This is a genomic window from Pseudomonas rustica, from assembly GCF_018336155.1.
GTDB classification, from domain to species: domain Bacteria; phylum Pseudomonadota; class Gammaproteobacteria; order Pseudomonadales; family Pseudomonadaceae; genus Aquipseudomonas; species Aquipseudomonas rustica.
This window is the reverse complement of record NZ_JAGYHF010000004.1, coordinates 464,978-488,108: the sequence shown is the minus strand read 5'-3', so window position 1 is coordinate 488,108 and position 23,131 is coordinate 464,978. Positions and strand designations below refer to the sequence as shown.

16 protein-coding genes and 1 pseudogene are annotated in these 23,131 nt (G+C 57.5%); 10 read left to right on the top strand and 7 right to left on the bottom strand.

Annotated features, from left to right (window positions below):
- Positions 1 to 43 precede the first annotated feature (43 nt).
- Positions 44 to 2,746, bottom strand: coding sequence for an Ig-like domain-containing protein (locus KFS80_RS10160; RefSeq protein WP_212544714.1), 2,703 nt, complete (start codon positions 2,744 to 2,746; stop codon positions 44 to 46).
- A gap of 127 nt (positions 2,747 to 2,873) precedes the next feature.
- Here KFS80_RS10160 and KFS80_RS10155 point away from each other — a divergent pair.
- Positions 2,874 to 3,035 (top strand): annotated as a pseudogene (locus KFS80_RS10155) (CysS/YqeB C-terminal domain-containing protein); the annotation flags it as partial.
- 88 nt (positions 3,036 to 3,123) lie between these two features.
- Here the strand turns inward: KFS80_RS10155 and KFS80_RS10150 are convergent.
- Complete coding sequence (locus KFS80_RS10150) at positions 3,124 to 5,820, bottom strand: Ig-like domain-containing protein (protein WP_212544713.1); 2,697 nt, start codon at positions 5,818 to 5,820, stop codon at positions 3,124 to 3,126.
- A gap of 516 nt (positions 5,821 to 6,336) precedes the next feature.
- Here KFS80_RS10150 and KFS80_RS10145 point away from each other — a divergent pair.
- Positions 6,337 to 7,542, top strand: a complete 1,206-nt coding sequence (locus KFS80_RS10145) for an MFS transporter (protein WP_212544712.1) — start codon at positions 6,337 to 6,339, stop codon at positions 7,540 to 7,542.
- A gap of 84 nt (positions 7,543 to 7,626) precedes the next feature.
- On the opposite strand, the gene KFS80_RS10140 is transcribed toward KFS80_RS10145, so the two are convergent.
- Entirely contained in the window at positions 7,627 to 9,465 is a 1,839-nt protein-coding gene (locus tag KFS80_RS10140) for a sigma-54-dependent Fis family transcriptional regulator (RefSeq protein WP_212544711.1), read from the bottom strand.
- Positions 9,466 to 9,806: 341 nt separating this feature from the next.
- On the opposite strand from KFS80_RS10140, the gene KFS80_RS10135 reads away from it, so the two are divergent.
- Genes KFS80_RS10135 through KFS80_RS10110 form a run of 6 tightly spaced genes read left to right on the top strand, consistent with a single transcriptional unit; the run spans position 9,807 to position 15,775 of the window.
- Positions 9,807 to 10,901: an ABC transporter ATP-binding protein gene (locus KFS80_RS10135; protein WP_053121668.1), complete on the top strand. Its 1,095-nt coding sequence runs from the start codon at positions 9,807 to 9,809 to the stop codon at positions 10,899 to 10,901.
- Positions 10,901 to 12,013, top strand: coding sequence for an ABC transporter ATP-binding protein (locus tag KFS80_RS10130; RefSeq protein WP_212544710.1), 1,113 nt, complete (start codon positions 10,901 to 10,903; stop codon positions 12,011 to 12,013). Before KFS80_RS10135 ends, KFS80_RS10130 begins: the two co-directional genes overlap by 1 nt.
- Complete coding sequence (locus KFS80_RS10125; RefSeq protein ID WP_007912484.1) at positions 12,010 to 12,876, top strand: carbohydrate ABC transporter permease; 867 nt, start codon at positions 12,010 to 12,012, stop codon at positions 12,874 to 12,876. Before KFS80_RS10130 ends, KFS80_RS10125 begins: the two co-directional genes overlap by 4 nt.
- A 30-nt stretch (positions 12,877 to 12,906) precedes the next feature.
- Positions 12,907 to 13,701, top strand: coding sequence for a carbohydrate ABC transporter permease (locus KFS80_RS10120; RefSeq protein WP_371926003.1), 795 nt, complete (start codon positions 12,907 to 12,909; stop codon positions 13,699 to 13,701).
- Between the two features lie 10 nt (positions 13,702 to 13,711).
- A complete protein-coding gene (locus tag KFS80_RS10115; RefSeq protein ID WP_053121664.1) occupies positions 13,712 to 13,984 on the top strand; it encodes a DUF2160 domain-containing protein in 273 nt (90 codons plus the stop codon).
- A gap of 48 nt (positions 13,985 to 14,032) precedes the next feature.
- A complete protein-coding gene (locus KFS80_RS10110) occupies positions 14,033 to 15,775 on the top strand; it encodes an ABC transporter substrate-binding protein (RefSeq protein WP_053121662.1) in 1,743 nt (580 codons plus the stop codon).
- A gap of 1,281 nt (positions 15,776 to 17,056) precedes the next feature.
- Here KFS80_RS10110 and KFS80_RS10105 read toward each other — a convergent pair.
- The 4 genes from KFS80_RS10105 to KFS80_RS10090 form a co-directional block, all read right to left on the bottom strand.
- A complete protein-coding gene (locus KFS80_RS10105) occupies positions 17,057 to 17,434 on the bottom strand; it encodes a type II toxin-antitoxin system VapC family toxin (protein ID WP_053121660.1) in 378 nt (125 codons plus the stop codon).
- Positions 17,431 to 17,769 (bottom strand): type II toxin-antitoxin system Phd/YefM family antitoxin, encoded by a 339-nt coding sequence (locus tag KFS80_RS10100; protein WP_246541763.1) that lies wholly within the window; start codon positions 17,767 to 17,769, stop codon positions 17,431 to 17,433. Before KFS80_RS10100 ends, KFS80_RS10105 begins: the two co-directional genes overlap by 4 nt.
- A gap of 258 nt (positions 17,770 to 18,027) precedes the next feature.
- Positions 18,028 to 19,434 (bottom strand): heavy metal sensor histidine kinase, encoded by a 1,407-nt coding sequence (locus KFS80_RS10095; protein WP_212544709.1) that lies wholly within the window; start codon positions 19,432 to 19,434, stop codon positions 18,028 to 18,030.
- Positions 19,431 to 20,105, bottom strand: a complete 675-nt coding sequence (locus KFS80_RS10090; protein WP_053121655.1) for a heavy metal response regulator transcription factor — start codon at positions 20,103 to 20,105, stop codon at positions 19,431 to 19,433. Before KFS80_RS10090 ends, KFS80_RS10095 begins: the two co-directional genes overlap by 4 nt.
- Positions 20,106 to 20,640: 535 nt before the next feature.
- Here KFS80_RS10090 and KFS80_RS10085 point away from each other — a divergent pair.
- Complete coding sequence (locus KFS80_RS10085; protein WP_212544708.1) at positions 20,641 to 21,888, top strand: TolC family protein; 1,248 nt, start codon at positions 20,641 to 20,643, stop codon at positions 21,886 to 21,888.
- Positions 21,889 to 21,937: 49 nt separating this feature from the next.
- The gene (locus KFS80_RS10080; RefSeq protein ID WP_212544707.1) at positions 21,938 to 23,125 is read left to right on the top strand and encodes an efflux RND transporter periplasmic adaptor subunit; all 1,188 of its coding nucleotides are present in this window, start codon (positions 21,938 to 21,940) and stop codon (positions 23,123 to 23,125) included.
- Positions 23,126 to 23,131: the final 6 nt, after the last annotated feature.

Genomic DNA, 23,131 nt, shown 5'->3' with positions numbered 1-23,131 from the left:
GAGGGTTAAATAGTGTCTGACTCAGCTTTTAGTCACATCAGAACTAAGTTGGTTGAATACACCAAGCTGCAAGCTCATATGCCCCTTTAATACATGTTATATGTCCCCAACTATTATCGTAACCTGGAAAATATGGTTCGGGACAGCCGCCTGTTACGCATTGCCAGAGAGCTGTTGAAGTTGGGAGAGGTTTACCATGTACACGCACCAAATCAAAGATTGCCGCATCCCTGCAGGGTACAGCGTCAGCCAAGCTCTCCCTCCATTCAACAGCTTGCAGCGCATTCATGGGTTGCTCATTGATCCTCAAACGATACACATTGCTAACCGAGACACTATAAGTCGCAGACTGCCCGCCTGAATCAAGCACGACAATAAACGCACTACCATTGTTATTCCCCGTCACCTTCCCATCGCTCGAAACCGAAGCAACAGTCGAATCACTAGACGCATAAGAATAGGGCGACAACCCTTTAGACGGTTGGCGCACCTGAGTATTACCAATGGAATCCTGACCCGTCGTTGGCCACTCCGGCATTTTTACCGACAGCCCATTCAAGATCATCGGCTGACGATCAATGACCAGTGCCTCCATAACCGTGAAATTCCTCTGTGCCGACACTTCTCCAGAACCATAAAGGGCTCGTGCCGTTAAACTGTGTGGGGCCAGTGCAAGGTTATCAATGGTCTGCGTCCAGATCCGTGTCAGCGGATCTGCTGTTGGCTTACCTTTCGAGATTTCTCCGTCACGAACATCGACCTGTTGTCTGGCGCTCGCCATACCGGTCAATGTCACGCTGGTTTCAGTCGTAAAACTGCCGGACGGAATCTCCTGCCCGCTTGATGTCCCTCTAACCGAGGTAATTGTCGGTTTTATCAGCTCAATCGCCTTTACCGTGTAAGTACGGATCTCAAATGTCTGAGCTGTACTTTCTTCCTGGCTTTTGCTCAGCGACGCTTTGAAATGAACGTGCAATTCGGTGTTGTTTCCAAGACCGATCAAATAATCATTACGCACGGTCTCGTCGTAATAACCTCTGTTGATCCACTGCTGATTGACGCTGGCGATAGAGGGTTGGCTCCACATTGTCAGATCGTGACTTCCCCCGGAAGCGTTCTTGCCTTTCAATGCCAACCAGGCGTATTGGCCTACAGCGATGTGAGGCCATACGCCTATTCGAACGGTCGCGCCCTTCGTCAAATCCAGCACCGGCCCTTCACCGTTGTTATCTGCTTCACGAATCATTGGGCGTTTAAATTCAGTCGCCGCAATCGGCAACACATTCAGGATCAACGGCAGCGAGTCCTTGGGCGCCGCCGAACCCCGCGTCACGCTGTAAATCACCGTCACCGGTTTGCCCAGGTTGTAGGCAATCACCGAAACAGGAATTTCGATCTCGATCCCGCTTTCACTCACCGGACGAGTCAGGGTGGTGTGCGAGCCGGCCGCCGGCGAACCGTCTGCCGCGAGCCAACTCACACTGACTTTATCTGTCGGCAGCAACGTCCCCAGTGGCAACATCACAACCAGCTTTTGCTGCACCTTCATCGGATCAAGTTGCGTACCGCTGGCTTCCTTCACGCTCGGCGCCACTAACTGAGGAATCTCACCCTTGACGTTAAGGCTGGCAGTTTTGGACGGCAGATCAGCCACGCCCGTGCGAATACGCAGATAACCCACGGTTGCCCAACCCTTGGCGATCGCTTTGACCATGACGTTAGGGATGGTGAAGTCCAGAGACGCGGGCAACCCGTCGACACGTTTGTCCAGTGGCCCGACGATCACCGGATCCCCCTCAGCGGGCGTGCCTGTCCAGGTCAGACGAACCGTGTCGCCCGCCACGAAATCCGGGCTAAGGACGTGCACCCGCACAGTGACATCGGCCTCGCCCAAGGCATCGAGTTCGATCAGCTCAACGGGTTGACCGGCGACGAGCGCAACCGGCGCATCGAGACGGTGATCGTCCAGATCGACAAACACTTGCGTAATTTTGGCCCACGGATCTCGCTCATCGGGGTAGTTGCCGCAGCGGTCAATCACTTGATAGGAAACCGGCAGCCGCGCACCGTTACCGGCCTTTTCAATAATCTCCTTGGTGAAGGTCAGCACGATGGGGTGCTTGACCGGATCTGTAATTTGCTCCTGTGTCACAGGGTAGTGAATCACCTCTTGATCGCCCCAACGCGCGACGATACGGTCGAAGCGTGTGATGTTCTCATACGGAGAAATGAGCATCTGCACGCCACGATTGGCGATGTTGCTGGTGACCCCGCCGGAGATGTCGGGCGTAAACGAATACCTGAGCCCCGGATTTCCATTGCCCTCGCCGTCGTCGTCCACGCCGCCGGGGCGGGTCAGTTTGACCAGGTAAATCGATAGCGGTGTAGAGTCCTCCGGCGTCTGATGCAGTTTGGTCACGCGGTAGAACACCGGCGTGGCCTCGCCATCGATGATGAAGCCGCTGGGGATATTGAATCGCACGCCTTCGGTCAATTCTTCGGCGCGGTCGATGACTTTTTTCCAGACCGGATGCGCGCTGTTGCCCCAGAACATTTCGACCAGATCGTCGTAGGCAATGTTGAGCCACGGATTGATGGCCACTCGCAGACCGTGGGCGAGTGCAGCAATGGAGATGCCACCGTCGTAATTTTCGGGGTGGGTCATCTCGGTTCTGGCCACGATCGTCGGCGGGCGATTGGCGAGTGGGGTTTCATCCTGCGCGGTTTGATCGGGTTGAGTGGTCATGGGATGGTCCATCAGCGAACGACGTGGCCGGTATTGGCTGTGGGGGTATCAGGCGGGAAAGGAGGGCGGGGCGGCTACTGTCAGATCTGACAGTGGCGACGAATGGTCGGGGGACAAGGACTGTCTGCGGGTTGATGCGGCTGAAGTTGATGCGCTGATTGCTGCGCGTCTGGCGGCTCGGGCCGGGAAGGATTGGGCTGAGTCGGACCGGATTAGTGATCAGTTGACGGCGATGGGTGTGGTGTTGGAAGACGGCAAGGGTGGGACTACCTGGCGTTTGGCTGACTGATTGCTTTATTGCTGCAAAACAAAACCCGCCTTGTGCGGGTTTTGTTTTTTTGGCAATTACACCTGACTAATTATTAAATGTTACCCGATCACGTTGACTGCATGCACCATGCTGCAAATTCATATAATCCATAACGGCAACCTACACTCCCTGGGTTTCTAAATGCCGGAAAATATGGATCGGGACAGCCGCTTAATGTGCACTGCCAGAGATCGGTGGAAATTGGTAGAGGTTTCCCATGTACAAGGTCTAAATCAAACAATGCTGTATCAGTGCAGGGGATCGCGTTGGCCAGACTCTCTCTCCACTCAACAGCCTGCCGTGCAGTCATGGGGGTTTCATTCAACCTCAAACGATAGACATTAGTCACCGCGACGGTATAACTCACAGCGGCTCCAGCTGAGTCAGAAACAGTAATAGTGACAACGCCATTCCTGTTTCCCGTCACTTTCCCTTCTGAACTGACCGAAGCAATATCTTGATTACTAGAGGCATAAAAGTACGGTGCTAACCCACCCGTTGGCTGACGGACTTGGGTATTACCAATTGAATCCTCACCTGTCTTCGGCCAGTCCGGCATTTTCACGGAGAGCCCGTTCAGGTTCATCTGTTGGCGATCAATGCTCAGCTCACCAATAACAGTAAATACCCATGCCTTGGATGTCGCTCCACCAGCGTCCATCGCTCTGGCGGTTAAGCTGTGCCGCGCCACAGACAGTTCATCAATGGTTTGAGTCCAGATCCCTGTCACTGCATCAGCAATGGGCTGTCCCTTAGTATCCTCTCCATCCAATACGTCGACCTGCTGCCCTTTGCTCGCCGTGCCGCTCAGCGTCACGCTGGTCTCCCGGGTAAAGCCGTCCGGCGCAATATCCTGACCACTCGGCGAGCCTCTAAGCCAAGTGATCGTCGGCGTCGACTTGATCGTGTAAGTCCGTACAACGAAGGCCTGCGCCGTACTTTCTTCCTGGCTTTTGCTCAACGATGCCTTGAACTCAATTTTCAGTTCAGTGTTGTGCCCAAGACTCTTCAAATAGTTGTAAGGCACCGGTTTATCAATGAACCCGTCGGCGATCCACCGTGCGTTGACGCTAACGTCCGAAGGTTGCAGCCACAGCGACAAGTCATGCTGTTCGCCATTAGCATTTTTGCCTTTCAGAGTCAGCCAAACGTATTGACCCACCGCGATATGCGGCCATACACCAATACGCACTGCTGCTCCGTCCGTGAGGTCAGTGACATCCAGAACCGGGCCTTCGCCATTGTTATCTGCCACCAGAATCGTCGGTCGCTTGAACTCACTCGCCGCAATTGGCAGTACGTTCAGCAACAACGGCAACGAATCCTTGGGCGCCGCAGTACCGCGCGTCACGCTGTAAATCACCGTCACCGGTTTACCCAGGTTGTAGGCAATCACCGAAACAGGAATTTCGATCTCGATGCCGCTTTCACTCACCGGACGAGTCAGGGTGGTGTGTGAAGCCGCCGCCGGCGAACCGTCTGCCGCGAGCCAACTCACACTGACTTTATCTGTCGGCAGCAGCGTCCCCAGCGGCAACATCACAACCAGTTTTTGCTGCACCTTCATCGGGTCAAGTTGCGTACCGTTGGCTTCCTTCACACTCGGCGCCACTAACTGAGGGATCTCACCCTTGACGTTAAGGCTGGCAGTTTTGGACGGTAGATCAGCCACGCCGGCACGAATACGCAGATAACCCACGGTTGCCCAGCCCTTGGCTATCGCTTTGACCATGACGTTAGGGATGGTGAAATCATAATCGCCGGGCAACGCGCCCACGGTTTTATCCAGTGGGCCGACGATCACCGGATCGCCTTCTGCCGGTGTGCCAGTCCAGGTCATACGGATTAAGTCGTTTGCTGCGAAATCCGGGGAAAGAGCATTGACACGCACGGTGACATCGGCCTCGCCCAAGGCATCGAGTTCGATCAGCTCAACCGGTTGACCGGCGACGAGCGCAACCGGCGCATCGAGACGGTGATCGTCCAGATCGACAAACACTTGCGTAATTTTGGCCCACGGATCCTGCTCGTCCGGGTAGTTGCCGCAGCGGTCAATCACTTGATAGGAAACCGGCAGTCGTTCGCCGTTGCCTGCTTTCTCGATAACCGCTTTGGTGAAATTCAGCACGATCGGATGGTTGTTCGGGTCAGTGATTTGCTCCTGCGTCACCGGATAATGCACCACTTCCTGATCACCCCAGCGGGCGACGATGCGATCAAAGCGGGTGATATTTTGGTAAGGCACGATGTGCATCTGCACGCCGCGATTGGCGATGTTGCTGGTGACGCCGCCGGAGATGTCGGGCGTAAACGAATACTTGAGCCCCGGATTGCCGTTGCCTTCGCCGTCATCGTCCACGCCGCCGGGGCGGGTCAGTTTGACCAGGTAAATCGATAGCGGTGTAGAGTCCTCCGGCGTCTGATGCAGTTTGGTCACGCGATAGAACACCGGCGTGGCCTCGCCATCGATGATGAAGCCGCTGGGGATATTGAATCGCACGCCTTCGGTCAATTCTTCGGCGCGGTCGATGACTTTTTTCCAGACCGGATGCGCGCTGTTGCCCCAGAACATTTCGACCAGATCGTCGTAGGCAATGTTGAGCCACGGATTGATGGCCACTCGCAGACCATGGGCGAGTGCAGCAATGGAGATGCCGCCGTCGTAATTTTCGGGGTGGGTCATCTCGGTTCTGGCCACGATCGTCGGCGGGCGATTGGCGAGTGGGGTTTCATCCTGCGCGGTTTGATCGGGTTGAGTGGTCATGGGATGGTCCATCAGCGAACGACGTGGCCGGTATTGGCTGTGGGGGTATCAGGCGGGAAAGGAGGGCGGGGCGGCTACTGTCAGATCTGACAGTGGCGACGAATGGTCGGTCTTAGGAGATTGAAAAGCCCCTCACCCTAACCCTCTCCCGGAGGGAGAGGGGACTGAGTGGGGGATGCTCACGAGATACGCCGACGTGAACGTGCTGTACCGAATCCGTAATCGACTGGTTTTGATCGTTCCCACGCTCTGCGTGGGAATGCCTCTTCGGACGCTCCGCGTTCGGCGTTGCAGGGACGCAGAGCGTCCCCGGCTGCATGCCCACGCGGAGCGTGGGAACGATCAAGATCGCAGCCTTCGGCAGCTCCTACATGAGATGCGATTCCTGTAGGAGCTGCCGAAGGCTGCAATCTTTTGATCTGTGTTTTTAGCCGAGGTTGCTTTTGCTCTGCGCGTAGGTCTTGATGTCTGACGCAGCCGGATGCTGAACAACGACGTTCATGGAAGGGAGGAATCATGGCCAATCACTACCGCGAACTGTTCGCGACCCCTGGCGCCACCGGGTTAGTGCTCGCGAGCACCATCGCGCGGTTGCCGCAGGCGATGATCGGCATTGGCATCATCACCATGCTGGTTCAGCAAACCGGTGTCTACTGGTTGGCCGGAGCAGTCGCCGGCACGTTCACCCTGGCCAATGCACTGCTCGGCCCGTATATCTCGAAACTCGTTGACCAGCGCGGCCAGAGCCGCGTGCTGCCGGTCGTGACGGTTTTCAGCATCGTGATGCTGCTGGCGCTGATCATCGCCGTGTACATTCGCGCGCCCGCCGCATGGCTGTTTATTCTGGCGGCACTGGCGGGGACAATGCCGAGCATGCCGTCGATGATCCGCGCCCGATGGACGCAGCTATTCCGGGGCAAACCGCAGTTACACACGGCGTTCTCGCTGGACACCGTCCTCACCGAAATGGCCTACATCGTCGGCCCGCCACTGGCGATCGGACTGAGCGTGAGCTTTTTCGCCGAAGCGGGGCCGCTGGTCGCGGTCGGATTGCTGGCCATCGGGGTCACGGCGTTTGTGCTGCAACGCCAGACCGAACCCAAGGTTGTCGTGGGTCACAGCAGTCATGCCGGCTCAACCTTGCTGATCCCCGGCGTGCGCACCATTGTTTTGGCGCTGCTGGCGATGGGCGTTATCGGCGGGGCAATCGATGTCGCCGTCGTTGCGTTCGCCAATGCGCAAGGCTGGCCAGCGTCGGCGACATTCATTCTCGCGGCTTATGCCTTTGGTTCGCTGGTGGCAGGCCTGACGTTCGGGGCGATGAGGGTTTCCCTGGCGATTGAAAAACAGTTCCTGATCGGGATATTGGTCACGGCGTTTACCGGTGTGCTGCCGGTTTTTGCGACGGACGTTTATGTGCTGACCGCAGCGCTGTTTATCGCCGGCATCTCGTTTGCGCCGACGATGGTGGTGGTGATGAAAATGGGCACGATCATTATTCCTCCGTCGCGGATCACCGAGGGGCTGACGTGGATGACTACCGGTATCAGCGTGGGTGTTGCACTCGGCGGCATGCTGGCGGGGATGGTGATCGATACCTTTGGCGCGCGAGCGGGATTTGCGGTGGCTATTGGTGCGGGTTTGATGATGGTGGTCGTTGTGCGGGTGGGGTTGCGCACATTGGCGGCGGTTTCGGCTGTGCAGGTTGAGCCAGCCGTTTAAAGTCAAAAGATCGCAGCCTTCGGCAGCTCCTACATACGATCCCTGTAGGAGCTGCCGAAGGCTGCGATCTTTTGATCTGCGCTGCTAACCCCCCAATTGCCGCAACCGCTTGTAAAGCGTATTGCGACTCACCCCCAACCGCCGTGCCAAATGCGAAATATTGCCCCCGGAAGCCTTCAGCTCCCGGTTCAACGCCTCGACGTCGTTCAGATCAACCCCTAACGGGGCGCAGCTCTCCACCGGCTCCATCTCCAGATCGACAAAAAAATCATCCGGCAAATGCTCCGGTCTTACTGGCTGCTCCTCGGCCATGGCCAGCGCCACCTGCATCACACTGCTGACCTGACGCAAGTTCCCCGGCCACGGATGCCGATCGAACAACTCAAGCACTTCCTGACTCAATCCCGCCCATTGCGTCGGCTCGCGATGCTGCTCCCACAAGCGTTTAAACAACGCCTCTTTATCACTGCGCTCCCGAAGCGGCGGCAGTTCCAGCGTCAGCCCACCAATGCGGTAATACAAATCCTCCCTGAACCGGCCCAATTGCACTTGTTCGCGTAAAGAGCGATTAGTCGCCGAGATAATCCGCAAATCCACCGCAAACAACTCGCTGCTGCCCACCGGTTGCACACAACGCTCCTGCAAAACCCGCAACAACCGCGCCTGCGTCGGCAGCGGCATGTCACCGATTTCATCAAGGAACAGCGTGCCTTTGTCAGCCTTGCGAATCAGGCCGATGCTGCCTTTTTGATTGGCTCCAGTGAACGCGCCTTTCTCGTAGCCGAATAGTTCGGATTCGACCAGTTCGGCGGGGATCGCTGCGCAGTTGACGGCGATGAATGCCTGTTTGCTGCGCGAACTGGCTTGATGCAGGGCTTTGACGAAGACTTCCTTGCCGACGCCGGTTTCGCCGTGGATCAGCAGTGGAATGTCTTTCTCCAACAGCCGTTCCGCCTGACGCACGGCTTTTTCAACGCGACTGTCACCGAAGTGCAAGGTGTTGAGGCTGATGCCCGACGGTGCGGCCGCTTTGGCCTCCGCGATAAACACCCGTGGCTGAACCAACGCCTGCTTCGGCCGTTTCAATAGACACTGAAAGCGGTTGCGCCCAGAAGTCTGCAAGGCAAACGGCAGATCATCCGGCTGATTGAGCAATTCCAGCAGCGACACATTAAACAAACTTTCAACACTGACCCGCGACAAGCGCACACCGAGCAGATTATCCGCCCGACGATTGGCCGACAGCACTTGCCCGCTCTCATCAAAAATCAACAACCCGGCCCACTGGCTGTCGAGGTTGTTCAGCCCGGTATTGAAAGTCAGTTGAAAATGCTGACCATGGAACAGGTTGAGGATCAGCCGGTTTTCCACGGTCTGGCTCATCATCTTGACCATGCCCAAGGTGTGCGACGGCGGTAGATAACTGTCGCTGGACACATCGAGCACGGCAATCACCTTGCGCTCGGCGTCGAAAATCGGCGCGGCGGAACCGGTCATAAAGCGGTTGGCCTTGAGGAAGTGTTCATCGTGTTCGATGTGTACCGCTTGTTCGCACGCCAGTGCCGTGCCGATCGCGTTGGTGCCGCTGCATCGCTCCATCCAGCTCGCGCCGGCCTGAAAACCCCGGGCCAGATTCGGTTCGATAAAGCGCTGCGTGCCCCACGACGTCAGCACCTGGCCCTGATTGTCGGCGAGCATGATCAGGCAGTTGGAGTTGCTCAGGATGTTTTCGTAATAGGGCAGGACTTCCTGATGCGTGGTCTGCACCAGTGAGTGATGGCGGTCGAGCAGGTGCGTAATGCCGGCGGCGGGGAGCTGGTCGAAGGCCGGGGTGCTTTGGTGATCAAGACCAAACGCGCGGCAACGTTGCCAGGAGGTCTGGACGATCGCGTCGTGGGACAGCGGCGGGGCAGGTGCGGCCATGGCAGTCAGCCTCTGATGTAGCATTCTTATTATTGTTATGCGATCCCCTGTAGGAGCTGCCGCAGGCTGCGATCTTTTGATCTTGATGGTAAAAAAACAGGATCAAAAGATCGCAGCCTGCGGCAGCTCCTACAGGGGGATCGGTTCGCAAAAAGCGTTCATAGAGTGTTGTTCACTATTGTTCATTGTCAATCGCCCGACTGTTCAAATGTGTTCAGCAATGAACGCCCATTCGCCACGTTTTCAACGATTTTCACGACTAATCAATCACTTGCCATTTTTGGCACGAAACTCGCTCCCGTGCACAGGTCGCTTGACTCCAATAATAAAAAGGCCGAGCCATGTCACTCACCCTGGAGCACGTCAGCCGCACCGTCGAGGGCCAGACCTGGATCGACGATGCCTGCCTGAAATTCGAAGCCGGTTCGTTCAACGTTTTGCTCGGTCGCACCCTGTCCGGCAAAACCAGCCTCATGCGCTTGATGGCTGGTCTGGACAAGCCCGACAGCGGTCGCATCCTGATGAACGGCGTTGACGTCACCCAACGCCCGGTGCGCCTGCGCAACGTGTCGATGGTCTATCAGCAGTTCATCAATTACCCGACCATGACCGTGTTCGAGAACATCGCCTCGCCGCTGCGCCAGGCCGGTGTGTCGAAAGAGATCATCCACAGCAAAGTGCAGGAAACCGCGCGGATGCTGCGCATCGAGAAGTTTCTGCAGCGCTTTCCTCTGGAACTCTCCGGCGGCCAGCAGCAGCGCACCGCCATGGCCCGCGCACTGGTCAAAGACGCCGAGCTGATCCTGTTCGACGAACCGCTGGTCAACCTCGACTACAAACTGCGCGAAGAGCTGCGCCAGGAAATGCGCGAGCTGTTCAAGGCGCGCCACACCATTGCGATTTACGCCACCACCGAACCCAACGAAGCGCTGGCCCTCGGCGGCACCACGACCATCCTCCACGAAGGCCGGGTGATTCAGAGCGGCCCGTCCACGTCGGTGTATCACCAGCCACAAACCGTGCTCGCTGCCGAATTGTTCTCCGAGCCACCGATCAACCTGATGCCGGGGCGCATCGCCGGCAACGAAGTCAGCTTCGCCAATTTTGTGCACTTCCCGCTTAACGTCGATCTGCGTCCAGTAGGCGAGGGCGAGTTCCGATTCGGTGTGCGCCCCAGCCACATCTCACTGGTGCCGAGCAACGATGATGACCTCGAACTGGCCGTCACCGTTGAAGTCGCCGAGATCAGCGGTTCGGAAACTTTTCTGCACGTGCGCAACGAGCATTTCCTGTTGGTGCTGCACCTGCCCGGCGTTCACGAATACGACGTCGATGCGCCGATCCGCATTTACATCCCGACCCACAAACTGTTCGTTTTCGATGCGCAGGGCCGTCTGGTGCAAGCACCGGGCCGGCGTGTCGCGAGGGTTGCCTGATGGCCGAAATCCGTTTGCAGCACCTCGCCCACAGCTACAGCAAAACCCCGGGCGGCGCGGAGGATTACGCGATCCGCGAGATGGATCACGTCTGGGAGCAGGGCGGCGCCTATGCCTTGCTCGGGCCGTCGGGTTGCGGCAAGTCGACCTTGCTCAACATCATTTCCGGATTGCTCAGCCCCTCGCAGGGCCACGTCTTGTTCGACGGCAAAGCGGTCAACGACCTGACGCCAGAGAAGCGCAACATCGCTCAGGTTTTCCAGTTTCCGGTGGTCTACGACACCATGACCGTGTTCGATAACTTGGCTTTCCCCCTGCGAAATCAGGGCATGGCCGAGGCGAAAGTGCACAGCAAGGTGCAGGAAATTGCCGAAGTGCTCGACCTGCAAAACCTCCTGAGCAAAAAGGCGCGCAACCTCACCGCCGACGAAAAACAGAAAGTCTCGATGGGCCGTGGTCTGGTGCGCGATGACGTTTCCGCGATCCTCTTCGATGAGCCGCTGACGGTGATCGACCCGCACCTGAAATGGAAACTGCGGCGCAAGCTCAAGCAGATCCACGAGCAGTTCAACATCACCATGGTCTACGTCACCCACGATCAACTGGAGGCCTCGACCTTCGCCGACAAGATCGCGGTGATGTACGGCGGCCAGATCGTCCAGTTCGGTACGCCACGGGAATTGTTCGAGCGGCCGAGCCACACCTTTGTCGGCTATTTCATTGGCAGCCCCGGCATGAACCTGATCGAGGTGCAGCCACAACCCGGTGGCGTCGGTTTCGCCTCGACGCACTTGCCGTTGTCCGACGCCATGCAGCGACATATCGAACACGGCCAGTGGAAAAATCTGAAGGTCGGCATCCGACCTGAATTCATTCACGTGTGGGACGAACCGTTTGATGACGCGATGCAGGCAAACGTCGTACACGTCGAAGACCTCGGCACCTACAAGATCATGACCCTCGACCTCGACGGCGCACCGTTGAAAGTGCGTCTGGCCGAAGACAAACCGGTGCCGCAGGGCACTGCCTACATCAGTTTTCCGGCGCAGTGGCTGATGGTTTATGCCGATGAGTTTCTGCTTGAAGCCGACAGCGGCGAGGTGCAGCCATGAACAAGGTGCAGAACAACAAGGCCTGGTGGCTGGTGTTGCCGGTGTTCCTGCTGGTGGCGTTCAGTGCGGTGATCCCGATGATGACCGTGGTCAACTATTCGGTGCAGGACATCTTCGACCAGTCCAGCCGCTACTTCGTCGGCGCTGACTGGTACAAGCAAGTGCTGCTCGATCCGCGTCTGCACGACTCGTTGCTGCGTCAGTTCATCTATTCGGCGTGCGTGTTGTTGATTGAAATTCCGCTGGGCATTGCCGTCGCGCTGACCATGCCGACCAAGGGCCGCTGGTCGTCGGTGGTGCTGATCATTCTGGCGATTCCGTTGCTGATCCCGTGGAACGTGGTCGGCACCATCTGGCAGATTTTCGGCCGCGCCGACATTGGTCTATTGGGTTCAAGCCTCAACGCGATGGGCATCAGCTACAACTACGCGGCCAACACCATGGACGCCTGGGTGACGGTGCTGGTGATGGACGTTTGGCACTGGACTTCATTGGTAGCGCTGCTGTGTTTCTCCGGTCTGCGCGCTATTCCCGACGTGTATTACCAAGCCGCACGCATCGACCGCGCTTCGGCCTGGGCGGTGTTCAGGCACATCCAATTGCCCAAGCTGAAAAGCGTGTTGCTGATCGCGGTGATGCTGCGCTTCATGGACAGTTTCATGATTTACACCGAGCCGTTCGTGCTCACCGGCGGCGGGCCGGGTAATGCCACGACCTTCTTGAGTCAGACGTTGACCCAGATGGCTGTAGGGCAATTCGACCTCGGTCCGGCAGCGGCGTTTTCGCTGGTGTACTTCCTGATCATCCTGTTGGTGTCCTGGCTGTTCTACACCGCCATGACGCACTCCGACGCCAACCGCTGAGGCCCGGCCATGAGCAAACGTCTTACCCCTATGAAAAAAGTGATCCCATTGCTGGTGTACATCCTGTTCCTGCTGGTGCCGATCTACTGGCTGCTGAACATGTCCTTCAAGAGCAACACCGAAATCCTCGGCGGTCTGACGCTTTTCCCACAGGACTTTACGCTGGCGAACTACAAAGTGATCTTCACCGATCCGAGTTGGTACAACGGCTATCTCAATTCGCTGTATTACGTGAGCCTGAACACGGTGATCTCGTTGAGTGTGGCATTGCCGGCGGCGTATGCGTTTTCGCGCTACCGTTTTCTCGGTGACAAGCATCTGTTCTTCTGGCTACTGACCAACCGTATGGCGCCACCGGCGGTGTTTTTGCTGCCGTTCTTCCAGTTGTATTCGTCGATTGGGCTGTTCGACACGCACATCGCCGTGGCCTTGGCGCACTGCCTGTTCAACGTGCCGCTGGCGGTGTGGATTCTCGAAGGTTTCATGTCTGGCGTGCCCAAGGAAATCGATGAAACCGCCTACATCGACGGCTACAGTTTCCCCAAGTTTTTCGTGAAGATTTTCATCCCGCTGATCGGCTCCGGTATCGGTGTCACGGCGTTTTTCTGCTTCATGTTTTCCTGGGTCGAGTTGCTGCTGGCGCGCACGTTGACCTCGGTAAACGCCAAGCCGATTGCGGCGGTGATGACGCGTACGGTTTCAGCATCGGGTATCGATTGGGGCGTGCTGGCGGCGGCGGGGGTGTTGACCATTCTGCCGGGCATGCTGGTGATCTGGTTTGTTCGCAACCACGTGGCCAAGGGCTTTGCCCTCGGTCGGGTCTGAGGAGCTGATGATGGAATGGATGAGTTGGACCACACCCACCGCAGCATTTTTCATCGTCATCGGTCTGCTGCTGGTCGGCATGACCACGTGGGAATTGCGTTCGCCGAGCATCTTGCGGCGAGGTTTTCTACCGATTGCCACCACCCGTGGCGATCGTTTGTTTATCGGTCTTCTCGGCAGCGCCTACCTGCATTTGCTGGTGATTGGCGCCACCGACTGGAGCATCTGGGTGGCGTCCGCGTTGTCCCTGGTGTGGCTGTTGGCTGTGATGCGTTGGGGCTAGTCGAGTCAATCGGCAACCGTGCTCCGAAATCCTAAACAGGAGGTCTCTATGTTCGACAAAAACAATAAGCTGCGACATAGCATTTCATTGGCTGCCATGCTGGCACTCAGCGGTTTGAGCGCCGCCGCGTGGGCCGATGCCTACGAAGACGCGGCGAAAAAATGGATCGGCAGTGAATTCAAACCGTCGACCCTGACGGCTGAACAGCAGCTCGAAGAATTGAAGTGGTTCATCAAGGCTGCCGAGCCGTTTCGCGGCATGGAAATCAAGGTCGTTTCCGAGACCCTGACCACCCACGAATACGAGTCGAAAGTGCTCGCCAAGGCTTTCACCGAAATCACCGGGATCAAGCTCACCCACGACCTGCTGCAAGAAGGCGACGTGGTCGAGAAAATGCAGACGGTGATGCAGTCCGACAAAAATATCTATGACGGCTGGGTCAACGACTCGGACCTGATCGGTACGCATTTTCGCTACGGCAAAACCGAATCGATCACCGACCTGATGGCCAACGAAGGCAAGAACTTCACTTCGCCAACCCTCGACATCAAGGACTTCATCGGCATCTCGTTCACCACTGCGCCGGACGGCAAGATCTATCAACTGCCTGACCAGCAATTCGCCAACCTTTACTGGTTCCGCGCTGACTGGTTCGAGCGCGCCGATCTGAAAGCCAAATTCAAGGAAAAGTACGGCTATGAACTGGGCGTGCCGGTGAACTGGTCGGCCTATGAAGACATCGCCAAATTCTTCAGCGAAGACGTCAAGGAAATCGACGGCAAGCGCGTTTACGGGCACATGGATTACGGCAAGAAAGACCCGTCGCTGGGCTGGCGCTTCACCGATGCCTGGTTCTCCATGGCCGGTGGCGGCGACAAGGGCTTGCCCAACGGTTTGCCGGTGGACGAGTGGGGGATTCGCGTCGAGGACTGCCACCCGGTCGGTTCCAGCGTGACCCGTGGCGGCGACACCAACGGCCCGGCCGCTGTATTCGCTACGCAAAAATATGTCGATTGGTTGAAGGCTTATGCGCCACCGGAAGCGGCCGGCATGACGTTCTCCGAGTCGGGGCCGGTGCCGTCTCAGGGCAATATCGCCCAGCAGATTTTCTGGTACACCGCGTTTACCGCCGACATGACCAAACCGGGCCTGCCGGTGGTCAACGCCGACGGCACGCCGAAATGGCGGATGGCGCCGTCGCCACGCGGGCCGTATTGGGAGGAGGGCATGAAGCTCGGGTATCAGGACGTGGGTTCGTGGACGTTCATGAAGTCGACGCCTGAGAAGCAGAAACTCGCGGCGTGGTTGTATGCGCAGTTTGTGACGTCGAAAACGGTGTCGCTGAAGAAAACCATTGTCGGGCTGACGCCGATTCGTGAGTCGGACATCAACTCGCAGGCGATGACCGATCTGGCGCCGAAGCTCGGTGGTCTGGTTGAGTTTTATCGCAGCCCGGCGCGGGTGCAGTGGACGCCGACCGGGACTAACGTGCCGGACTATCCGCGTCTGGCGCAGTTGTGGTGGAGTCATATTGCTGAGGCGGCGAGTGGTGAGAAGACGCCGCAGCAGGCGCTGGATGGGTTGGCCAAGGATCAGGATGCGATCATGACGCGTCTGGAGCGTTCGAAGGCGCAGGCGGTGTGTGCGCCGAAGATGAATCCGGAGCGGGATGCGCAGTATTGGTTTGATCAGCCGGGGGCGCCGAAGCCTAAGTTGGCGAATGAGAAGCCTAAGGGGGAGACGGTGAGTTATAACGAGCTGCTGAAATCCTGGGCGGATGCGCGGAAGTAAACATTGAAGCTGGAAAACGGCACTGGGAGGTGCCGTTTTTTTTTGGCTGGTGGTGTGCATATCCGTTGCTGCGGGGGTGGCTGGTTAGGGTTCCGCCCTTACGGCGGGTCACTTTTGGCAAACGCCCCAAAAGTAACCAAAAAGTCTGTGCCCTGACGTCCGGCCCTCGCTAAGGCTCGGGTTCCTTCGCTCCGGGTTCATCCGGGGGCATCGCCTACGGTTTGCTTCGCTGCACCTCCTCTCGATGCTTTCCCCGTATGAATCCCTCCACTCAGCCTCCCGACGGGCTCTAAGATCAAAATCAAAAGCTTGTCGAGCTTGCGCTCATCCTGTGTAGGAGCTGCCGAAGGCTGCGATCTGTTGATCTTGCTTTTGTAGGAGCTGAGCTTGCTCGCGAAAGCGGCCTCACATTCAACAACGAAATCAACTGACCCACCGCATTCGCGAGCAAGCCCGCTCCCACAGGTTTTTGCAGTGTTCACAAAATTTGGGTACGCCACAAACCATTGTGGGAGCGGGCTTGCTCGCGAATCCGGTCTACCATCCAACATCAAAATTGACTGACCCACCGCTTTCGCCAGCAGGCTGGCTCCCACATTTTTCTGCGATGACCACAGACTCCGCGCACGCCGCAAATCACTGTGGGAGCTTGCCTGCAAGCGATTGCGGTCTGCCATTCAACATCGAAATCAACTGACCCACCGCCATCGCTGGCAAGCCCGCTCCCACAGGTTTTTGCAGTGTTCACAAAATTTGGGTACGCCACAAACCACTGTGGGAGCGGGCTTGCTCGCGAATGCGGTCTACCATCCAACATCAAAATTGACTGACCCACCGCTTTCGCCAGCAGACTGGCTCCCACATTTTTCTGCGATGACCACAGACTCCGCGCACGCCGCAAATCACTGTGGGAGCTTGCCTGCAAGCGATTGCGGTCTGCCATTCAACATCGAAATCAACTGACCCACCGCCATCGCTGGCAAGCCGGCTCCCACAGGTTTTTGCAGTGTTCACAAAATTTGGGTACGCCACAAACCACTGTGGGAGCGGGCTTGCTCGCGAAGGCGGTCTGCCATTCAACGACGAAATCAACTGACCCACCGCTTTCGCCAGCAGGCTGGCTCCCACATTTTTCTGCGATGACCACAGACTCCGCGCACGCCGCAAACCACTGTGGGAGCTTGCCTGCAAGCAATTACGGCCTACCATTCACCATCGAAATCAACTGACCCACCGCTATCGCTTGCAAGCCATCTGCCCTGAGGCTTCTGGGGTATCAGGTCAAACCAAAACAGCCAGGTCGGTGTACCGAGCAACCAAAGGATCAGCCGTGAGCAACTTCATCGGTTCGGTCATTGCTGTGGCCACGATAATGCGGTCAAACGGATCCCGGTGATGGTGCTCAAGATCCTTCACGGCGATGGCGTGTTCTGCAGTCACCGGCAGTTCGATGAAGCCGCTATCAAGGCAAGATTGGCGGACTTCTTCCAGATCAACATTCAGCTTGCCGAGCCCGACCTTGATCGCCATTTCCCAAAAGGTGGCGGCGCTGATGTAGACATCGGCAGCGTTCTCAATCAGTTTTCTGGCTTTGCCGGACAATCTGGCGTCATCACTGAGCGTCCAGAGCAAAATGTGCGTGTCGAGCAGAAGCCTCATGCTTGAGTGCCCTCAAATGTATCAAGCATGTCATCGGGCAGTGGTGAGTCGAAATCGTCGGGCAACACCAGTTTGCCTTTCATTGCGCCAATACGCTGAGCGCTGGGTTTTCCTACGGGAACGAGGCGAGCCATCGCCCGCCCATGCTTGGCAATCGTGATGACTTGGCCAGCAGCGGCATCATCGACGAGTTTGGATAAATTGTTTTTTGCTTCAGCCAGCGGAACGATGATCATCGGCTCACCCCTGTATTCTGGACAAATATAGCCAGAATATTTCAGCACTGCCAATTCATAGACTTCTTCAGCCCATTCACAAACGATATCCCTGTTCATTTTTTGCCTCTCGTCGATATTCCATCTGCCAAGGCCGCCACCATAGAACTACCTACTCAAATCTGGCTGTAGGACAAAACGGAGGTTGCGGCGAAAGCTTTCGGTGTTTGCGTAGGGACGGGAGCAAACCGGTAAAAAGTCGTACGAAAATATCGACCGACACGACCTCCGAAAATCTATGTAGGAGCTGCCGCAGGCTGCGATCTTTTGATCTTGATCTAAAAAACAAGAGCAAAAGATCGCAGCCTGCGGCAGCTCCTACAGGGATGATTCGGTGGTGGGGAAGCCCAGGCGGAAAACGGTCATCACCCCCGGCAAGCTCTTCACCTCCGCCACCCCCTGATGCAGGCTCATGATCGAGCGCACGATCGCCAACCCCAGCCCGGTGCTGCCCTGCGTTCTTGAGCGGCTGCTATCGACTCGGTAGAAGCGGTCAAACAGATACGGCAAATGCTGCGCCTCGATCCCGGCGCCGGGATTGCTCACTAGCAACGACGTCTGCGTCGCACCTTGTTCTATCAACAACGTGACGGTTTTCCCGTTCGGGCAGTGCCGCAAAGCATTCGACAACAAATTCGAAATCGCCCGTTGAATCATCAGCCGATCACCCAGCACCGTCGCGCTCCCGACCACGTTCAAATGAATGCCCTTATCCTGCGCCGACAACGAAAACATCTCCGCCACCTTCGTCACTTCAACCTCCAGCGCCACCGATTCAAACGGCGCCAGCGCCGACGGATGACTCACTTGCGCCAGAAACAACATGTCGGAAACAATCCGCGCCACGCGCTCCAGTTCTTCGGTGCACGACACCAGCACATCCTTGTATTCCTCCACGCTGCGTTCGCGTGAGAGCGTCACTTGCGCCTTGCCCATCAGGTTGTTGATCGGCGTGCGCAATTCATGCGCCAGATCGTCGGAGAACTGCGACAGCTGCTGTACCCCGGCATCCAGTCGATGCAGCATGAAGTTGATGCCCTGTGCCAATTCACTCAGCTCCTGCGGCATGTTCACCACCGACAGTCGATGATCGAGATCCTGAGTCGAGACCATCGCCGCGACTTTGCGAAATTCGCGCATCGGCGCCAGTCCGCGTTGTACCGCGCCCCACGCCGTGAGGCCGATGAATACCAGCAACAGCGGCAAGGCAATCAGCGTCGAGCGCAGATAGGCGCTGAGCAACGCCTCATCGTGGGCGTTATCCACCGACAGCAGCACGGGCACGCTGTTGCCGTCCTTGAGGCGAATCAGTTTCGAGGCAGTGAGGAATTTCTTCCCTTCCGCGTCGGTGCTGTCGCTGTAGGTCAACTGATCTGTGGTGGCGCGAACCGCCTTCAATTCAACCCGTGGCTCGGCCAGTCCCGAGCCGGATTTGAGCAGCGGAGAACGCTGATTCAAGCGGTCATAAATCGTCAGCGTGAGGTTGTCATGGCCCATCACCTGATCGAGCAAAATATGTGGTTTACCGCTGATTTCATTGGCGTCGACGTACAACGACAGGCTGTGCTCGACCTGTTGCATCTTCTTTTCCAGACTGTCTCTGGAAAGCGCATTCAGCTCATGGGTCAGGGCGAAGTAAGCAAGGATCGCCAGAAACACCACCAGCAGCGCGCCGAGAATGCTCACCGTCAAACCGAGGCGCATCGACAGGCTGGCCGGTTTCATTCGCGCGCCTCCAGCACGTAGCCGACACCGCGCAGGGTGTGGATCAGTTTGCTGTCGAACGGGTCGTCGATTTTTGCGCGCAAGCGGCGGATCGACACTTCGACCACATTGGTGTCGCAGTCGAAATTCATGTCCCACACCAGCGAGATGATTTGCGTGCGCGTCAGCACTTCGCCGGACTGGCGCATCAGCAGGTGCAGCAGGGCGAATTCCTTGGTGGTCAGGTCGATGCGTTGCTCGCCACGGAATGCGCGATGGCGGCCCGGGTCGAGTTCCAGATCGGCGACTTTCAGCACCTGCGGCAGCGGAATGTTTTCGCTGCGACGCATCAAGGTGCGTACCCGCGCGAGCAGTTCGGGGAATTCGAACGGTTTGACCAGATAGTCGTCGGCACCCAGATCGAGGCCGCGAATCTTGTCGGCCAGACGTCCGCGCGCGGTGAGCATCATCACCCGCGTGGCGTGGGTTTTGCGCAGTTGTTCCAGCACGCCCCAGCCGTCCAGTTCTGGCAGGTTCACATCGAGAATAATCAGGTCATAGGCTTGTTGTTGCGCCAGGTGCAAACCATCGGCGCCGGTGGCGGCGTGGTCAACCACATATCCACTTTCGGTCAATCCCTGATGCAAGTATTCGGCAGCTTTAAGCTCGTCCTCGACGACAAGGATTCGCATGATCTTTCACCACTTATATTTAATGGGTATTTAATTACAAAGGGCCCTCACCCTAGCCCTCTCCCAGAGGTAGAGGGGATTGAATGGGGGATATTTCAGAACTACGCCGACGTGAAAAAGCTTTGATGAATCCATAATCGACTTGATGTAACAGGTCGTTAAAGAACGCCAGACAACTCGGTCTGCTCCCTCTACCTCCGGGAGAGGGCTGGGGTGAGGGGAAGTCGCACAATAAAGGTTGTAGTGGCTACAGGGTCAACCGCCAAGCGCTTTAAAACGGCCCTCTGCGACAGCCTGTCGCAGCACAAACTGCAAAACCCCCATGACATTGATTTACACAAGTGCTGTTCAGCAGATATCTAAATCGCATTTGTTTCCATGTATTACGACAACAGCGTTCGCACTTCGCATCCTAGAACAAAACAACTAGTTCAAACCGTGGATAACGGATTTGTAATGTTCCAGTCACCTTGTCGATAAGTTCAAAACCCTACCGTGGCGGCATCAAAGATTCTTGAATAAAGGAAGTCTGCCATTGCCCGGTTTAATTGAACTGACGGCGCGATCACGCCTGCAAAAAACACTCGGCGGCCTGCTGTTACTGGCCAGTGCCAGCCTGGCGAATGCCTCGACGCTGACGCTGGATCAAGCCCTGCAAAGCGCCTTCGCCGGTAACCCCGATCTGGCCGCCGCGCAGTGGGAAATCGGCATTGCCGAAGGTGATCGTGTGCAGGCTGGTTTGATCCCCAATCCCGAAGTTTCCTGGGAGGCCGAAGACACTCGCCGCGATTCGCGCACCACGACGATCATGCTCAGCCAGCCGATTGAACTGGGCGGCAAACGCGGTGCACGGATCGACGTCGCCAGCCGCGCGCAGGGCGCCGCCGGCATCGAGCTGGAGCGCAAGCGCAATGCCTTGCGCGCCGATGTGATTCAAACGTTCAACAGTGCGCAAACCGCACAGCAGCGCCTGGATCTGTCTCGGCAATCGCTGCAACTCGCCGAGAAGGGTTTGCGCGTGGCTGACGGGCGCATTGAGGCCGGTAAATCGTCGCCGGTTGAAGGCACGCGGGCGCAAGTGCAGCTCTCGGAAGTGCGCCTAGAAGTGAGCCGCGCCGAGCGTGATCAGGCCAACGCTTATCAAAAATTGGCGCAGGTGATGGGCGCGCCTTTGCCGGCATCGACCAAGGTGCAGGCACCGACGAAAAGCCTGATGGCTGTTCCACCGCCGACAAGATTGCTAGAGCGTCTGAACGAAACCGCTGAGCTGCGTCTGGCCAAGTTGCAGATCGATCAGCGCGAAGCCTCATTGGGATTGGAGAAGTCCCAGCGCATCCCCGACCTGACCGTGAGCATTGGCAGCCAATACAGCGAAACGGAGCGCGAACGGGTCAACGTGGTCGGGCTGTCGATGCCGATTCCGCTGTTCAATCGCAATCAAGGCAACGTGCTCGCCGCCGCGCGCCGCACCGATCAGGCACGGGATCTGCGCAACGCCACCGAACTGCGTTTGCGCACCGAAGTCCAGACCAGTCTTGAGCAATGGCAGACCGCCAACGGCGAAGTCACAGCCTTCAACCAGACCATCCTGCCCGCCGCGCAACGTGCGGTCGACAGCGCCACGCGCGGCTTTGAAATGGGCAAGTTCGGCTTCCTCGATGTGCTAGATGCGCAGCGCACCTTGATCGCCGCGCGCAGCCAATACATCCAGGCCGTCAGCGAAGCCACCGACGCCCGCGTACGCATCGAACGGATCTTCGGCGAGCTCGCCGTCAGCCCTTGAATTTCATCTTTTTGAGCACTGCGCGATGGCACGGCGCAGAGGAGTTTCCATGGATAAAAAATTGATTGTGGTCGCTGCGGCGACATTGGCGTTGGGCATTGGTGTGGGCTCGATGTGGTCGGGCACTGCCTCCATCGACGCGCATGCCGATGAAGCGGCGGATCACGCCGATCACGCTGAAGAAGGCGCTGCGGCTGAGCATGGCGAAGAAGGGCACATCGAATTGAGCGCCGAGCAAATCACCGCTGCCGGCATTCAATTGGCTGAAGCGAAACCGCAAAACATCAGCCTCGGCTTGCCGTTCCCCGGCGAAGTGCGTTTCGACGAAGACCGCACCGCCCACGTGGTGCCGCGTGTGCCGGGGGTGGTCGAGGCGGTCTCGGTCAACCTTGGGCAGACGGTGAAGAAGGGCCAGCTGCTCGCGGTGATCGCCAGTCAGCAGATCTCCGATCAGCGCAGCGAACAAGCGGCGGCGCAACGGCGTTTGGCGTTGGCGCGCACGACCTATGAGCGGGAGAAAAAACTCTGGCAGGACAAGATCTCGGCCGAACAGGATTTCCTCCAGGCGCGTCAGGCTCTGCAAGAAGCCGAAATCGCCGTAAGCAATGCGCGGCAAAAGATCAGCGTGCTCAGCGGCAGCGTGGTCGCCACCGGCGGCAATCGCTACGAATTGCGTGCGCCGTTTGACGGCGTGGTGGTGGAAAAACACCTGACGCCGGGTGAAGTGGTCGATGAAACCACGGCAGCGTTCACGCTCTCGGATCTGTCGCGGGTGTGGGTGACATTCGGCGTTTCACCGAAGGATTTGACCAAGGTGCAAGTGGGTAAAGCGGTCACCGTCAGTGCGCCGGAATTGAACGCGGAAGTCGTCGGCAGCGTGGCCTATGTTGGCAGTTTGCTCGGCGAACAAACCCGCACTGCAACCGTGCGCGTGACCCTGGAAAACCCGCAAGGCTCATGGCGTCCCGGGTTGTTCGTCACCGCGCTGGTCGCTACCGACAGCCGCGAAGCAAAAGTCGCTGTGCCGGAAACCGCGATCCAGACCATCGAGGACAAACCCACGGTGTTCGTGCGCACCGACGATGGTTTCGAAGCGCGCCCGGTGGAGTTGGGCAGTCGCGCGGCGGGCCAGGTGGAAATCACCCAAGGGCTGGAGCCGGGCGCGCAAGTCGCCAGCGCCGGTAGCTTCGTCCTCAAATCGGAACTGGGCAAAGCCTCAGCCGAGCACAGCCACTGATCCGGA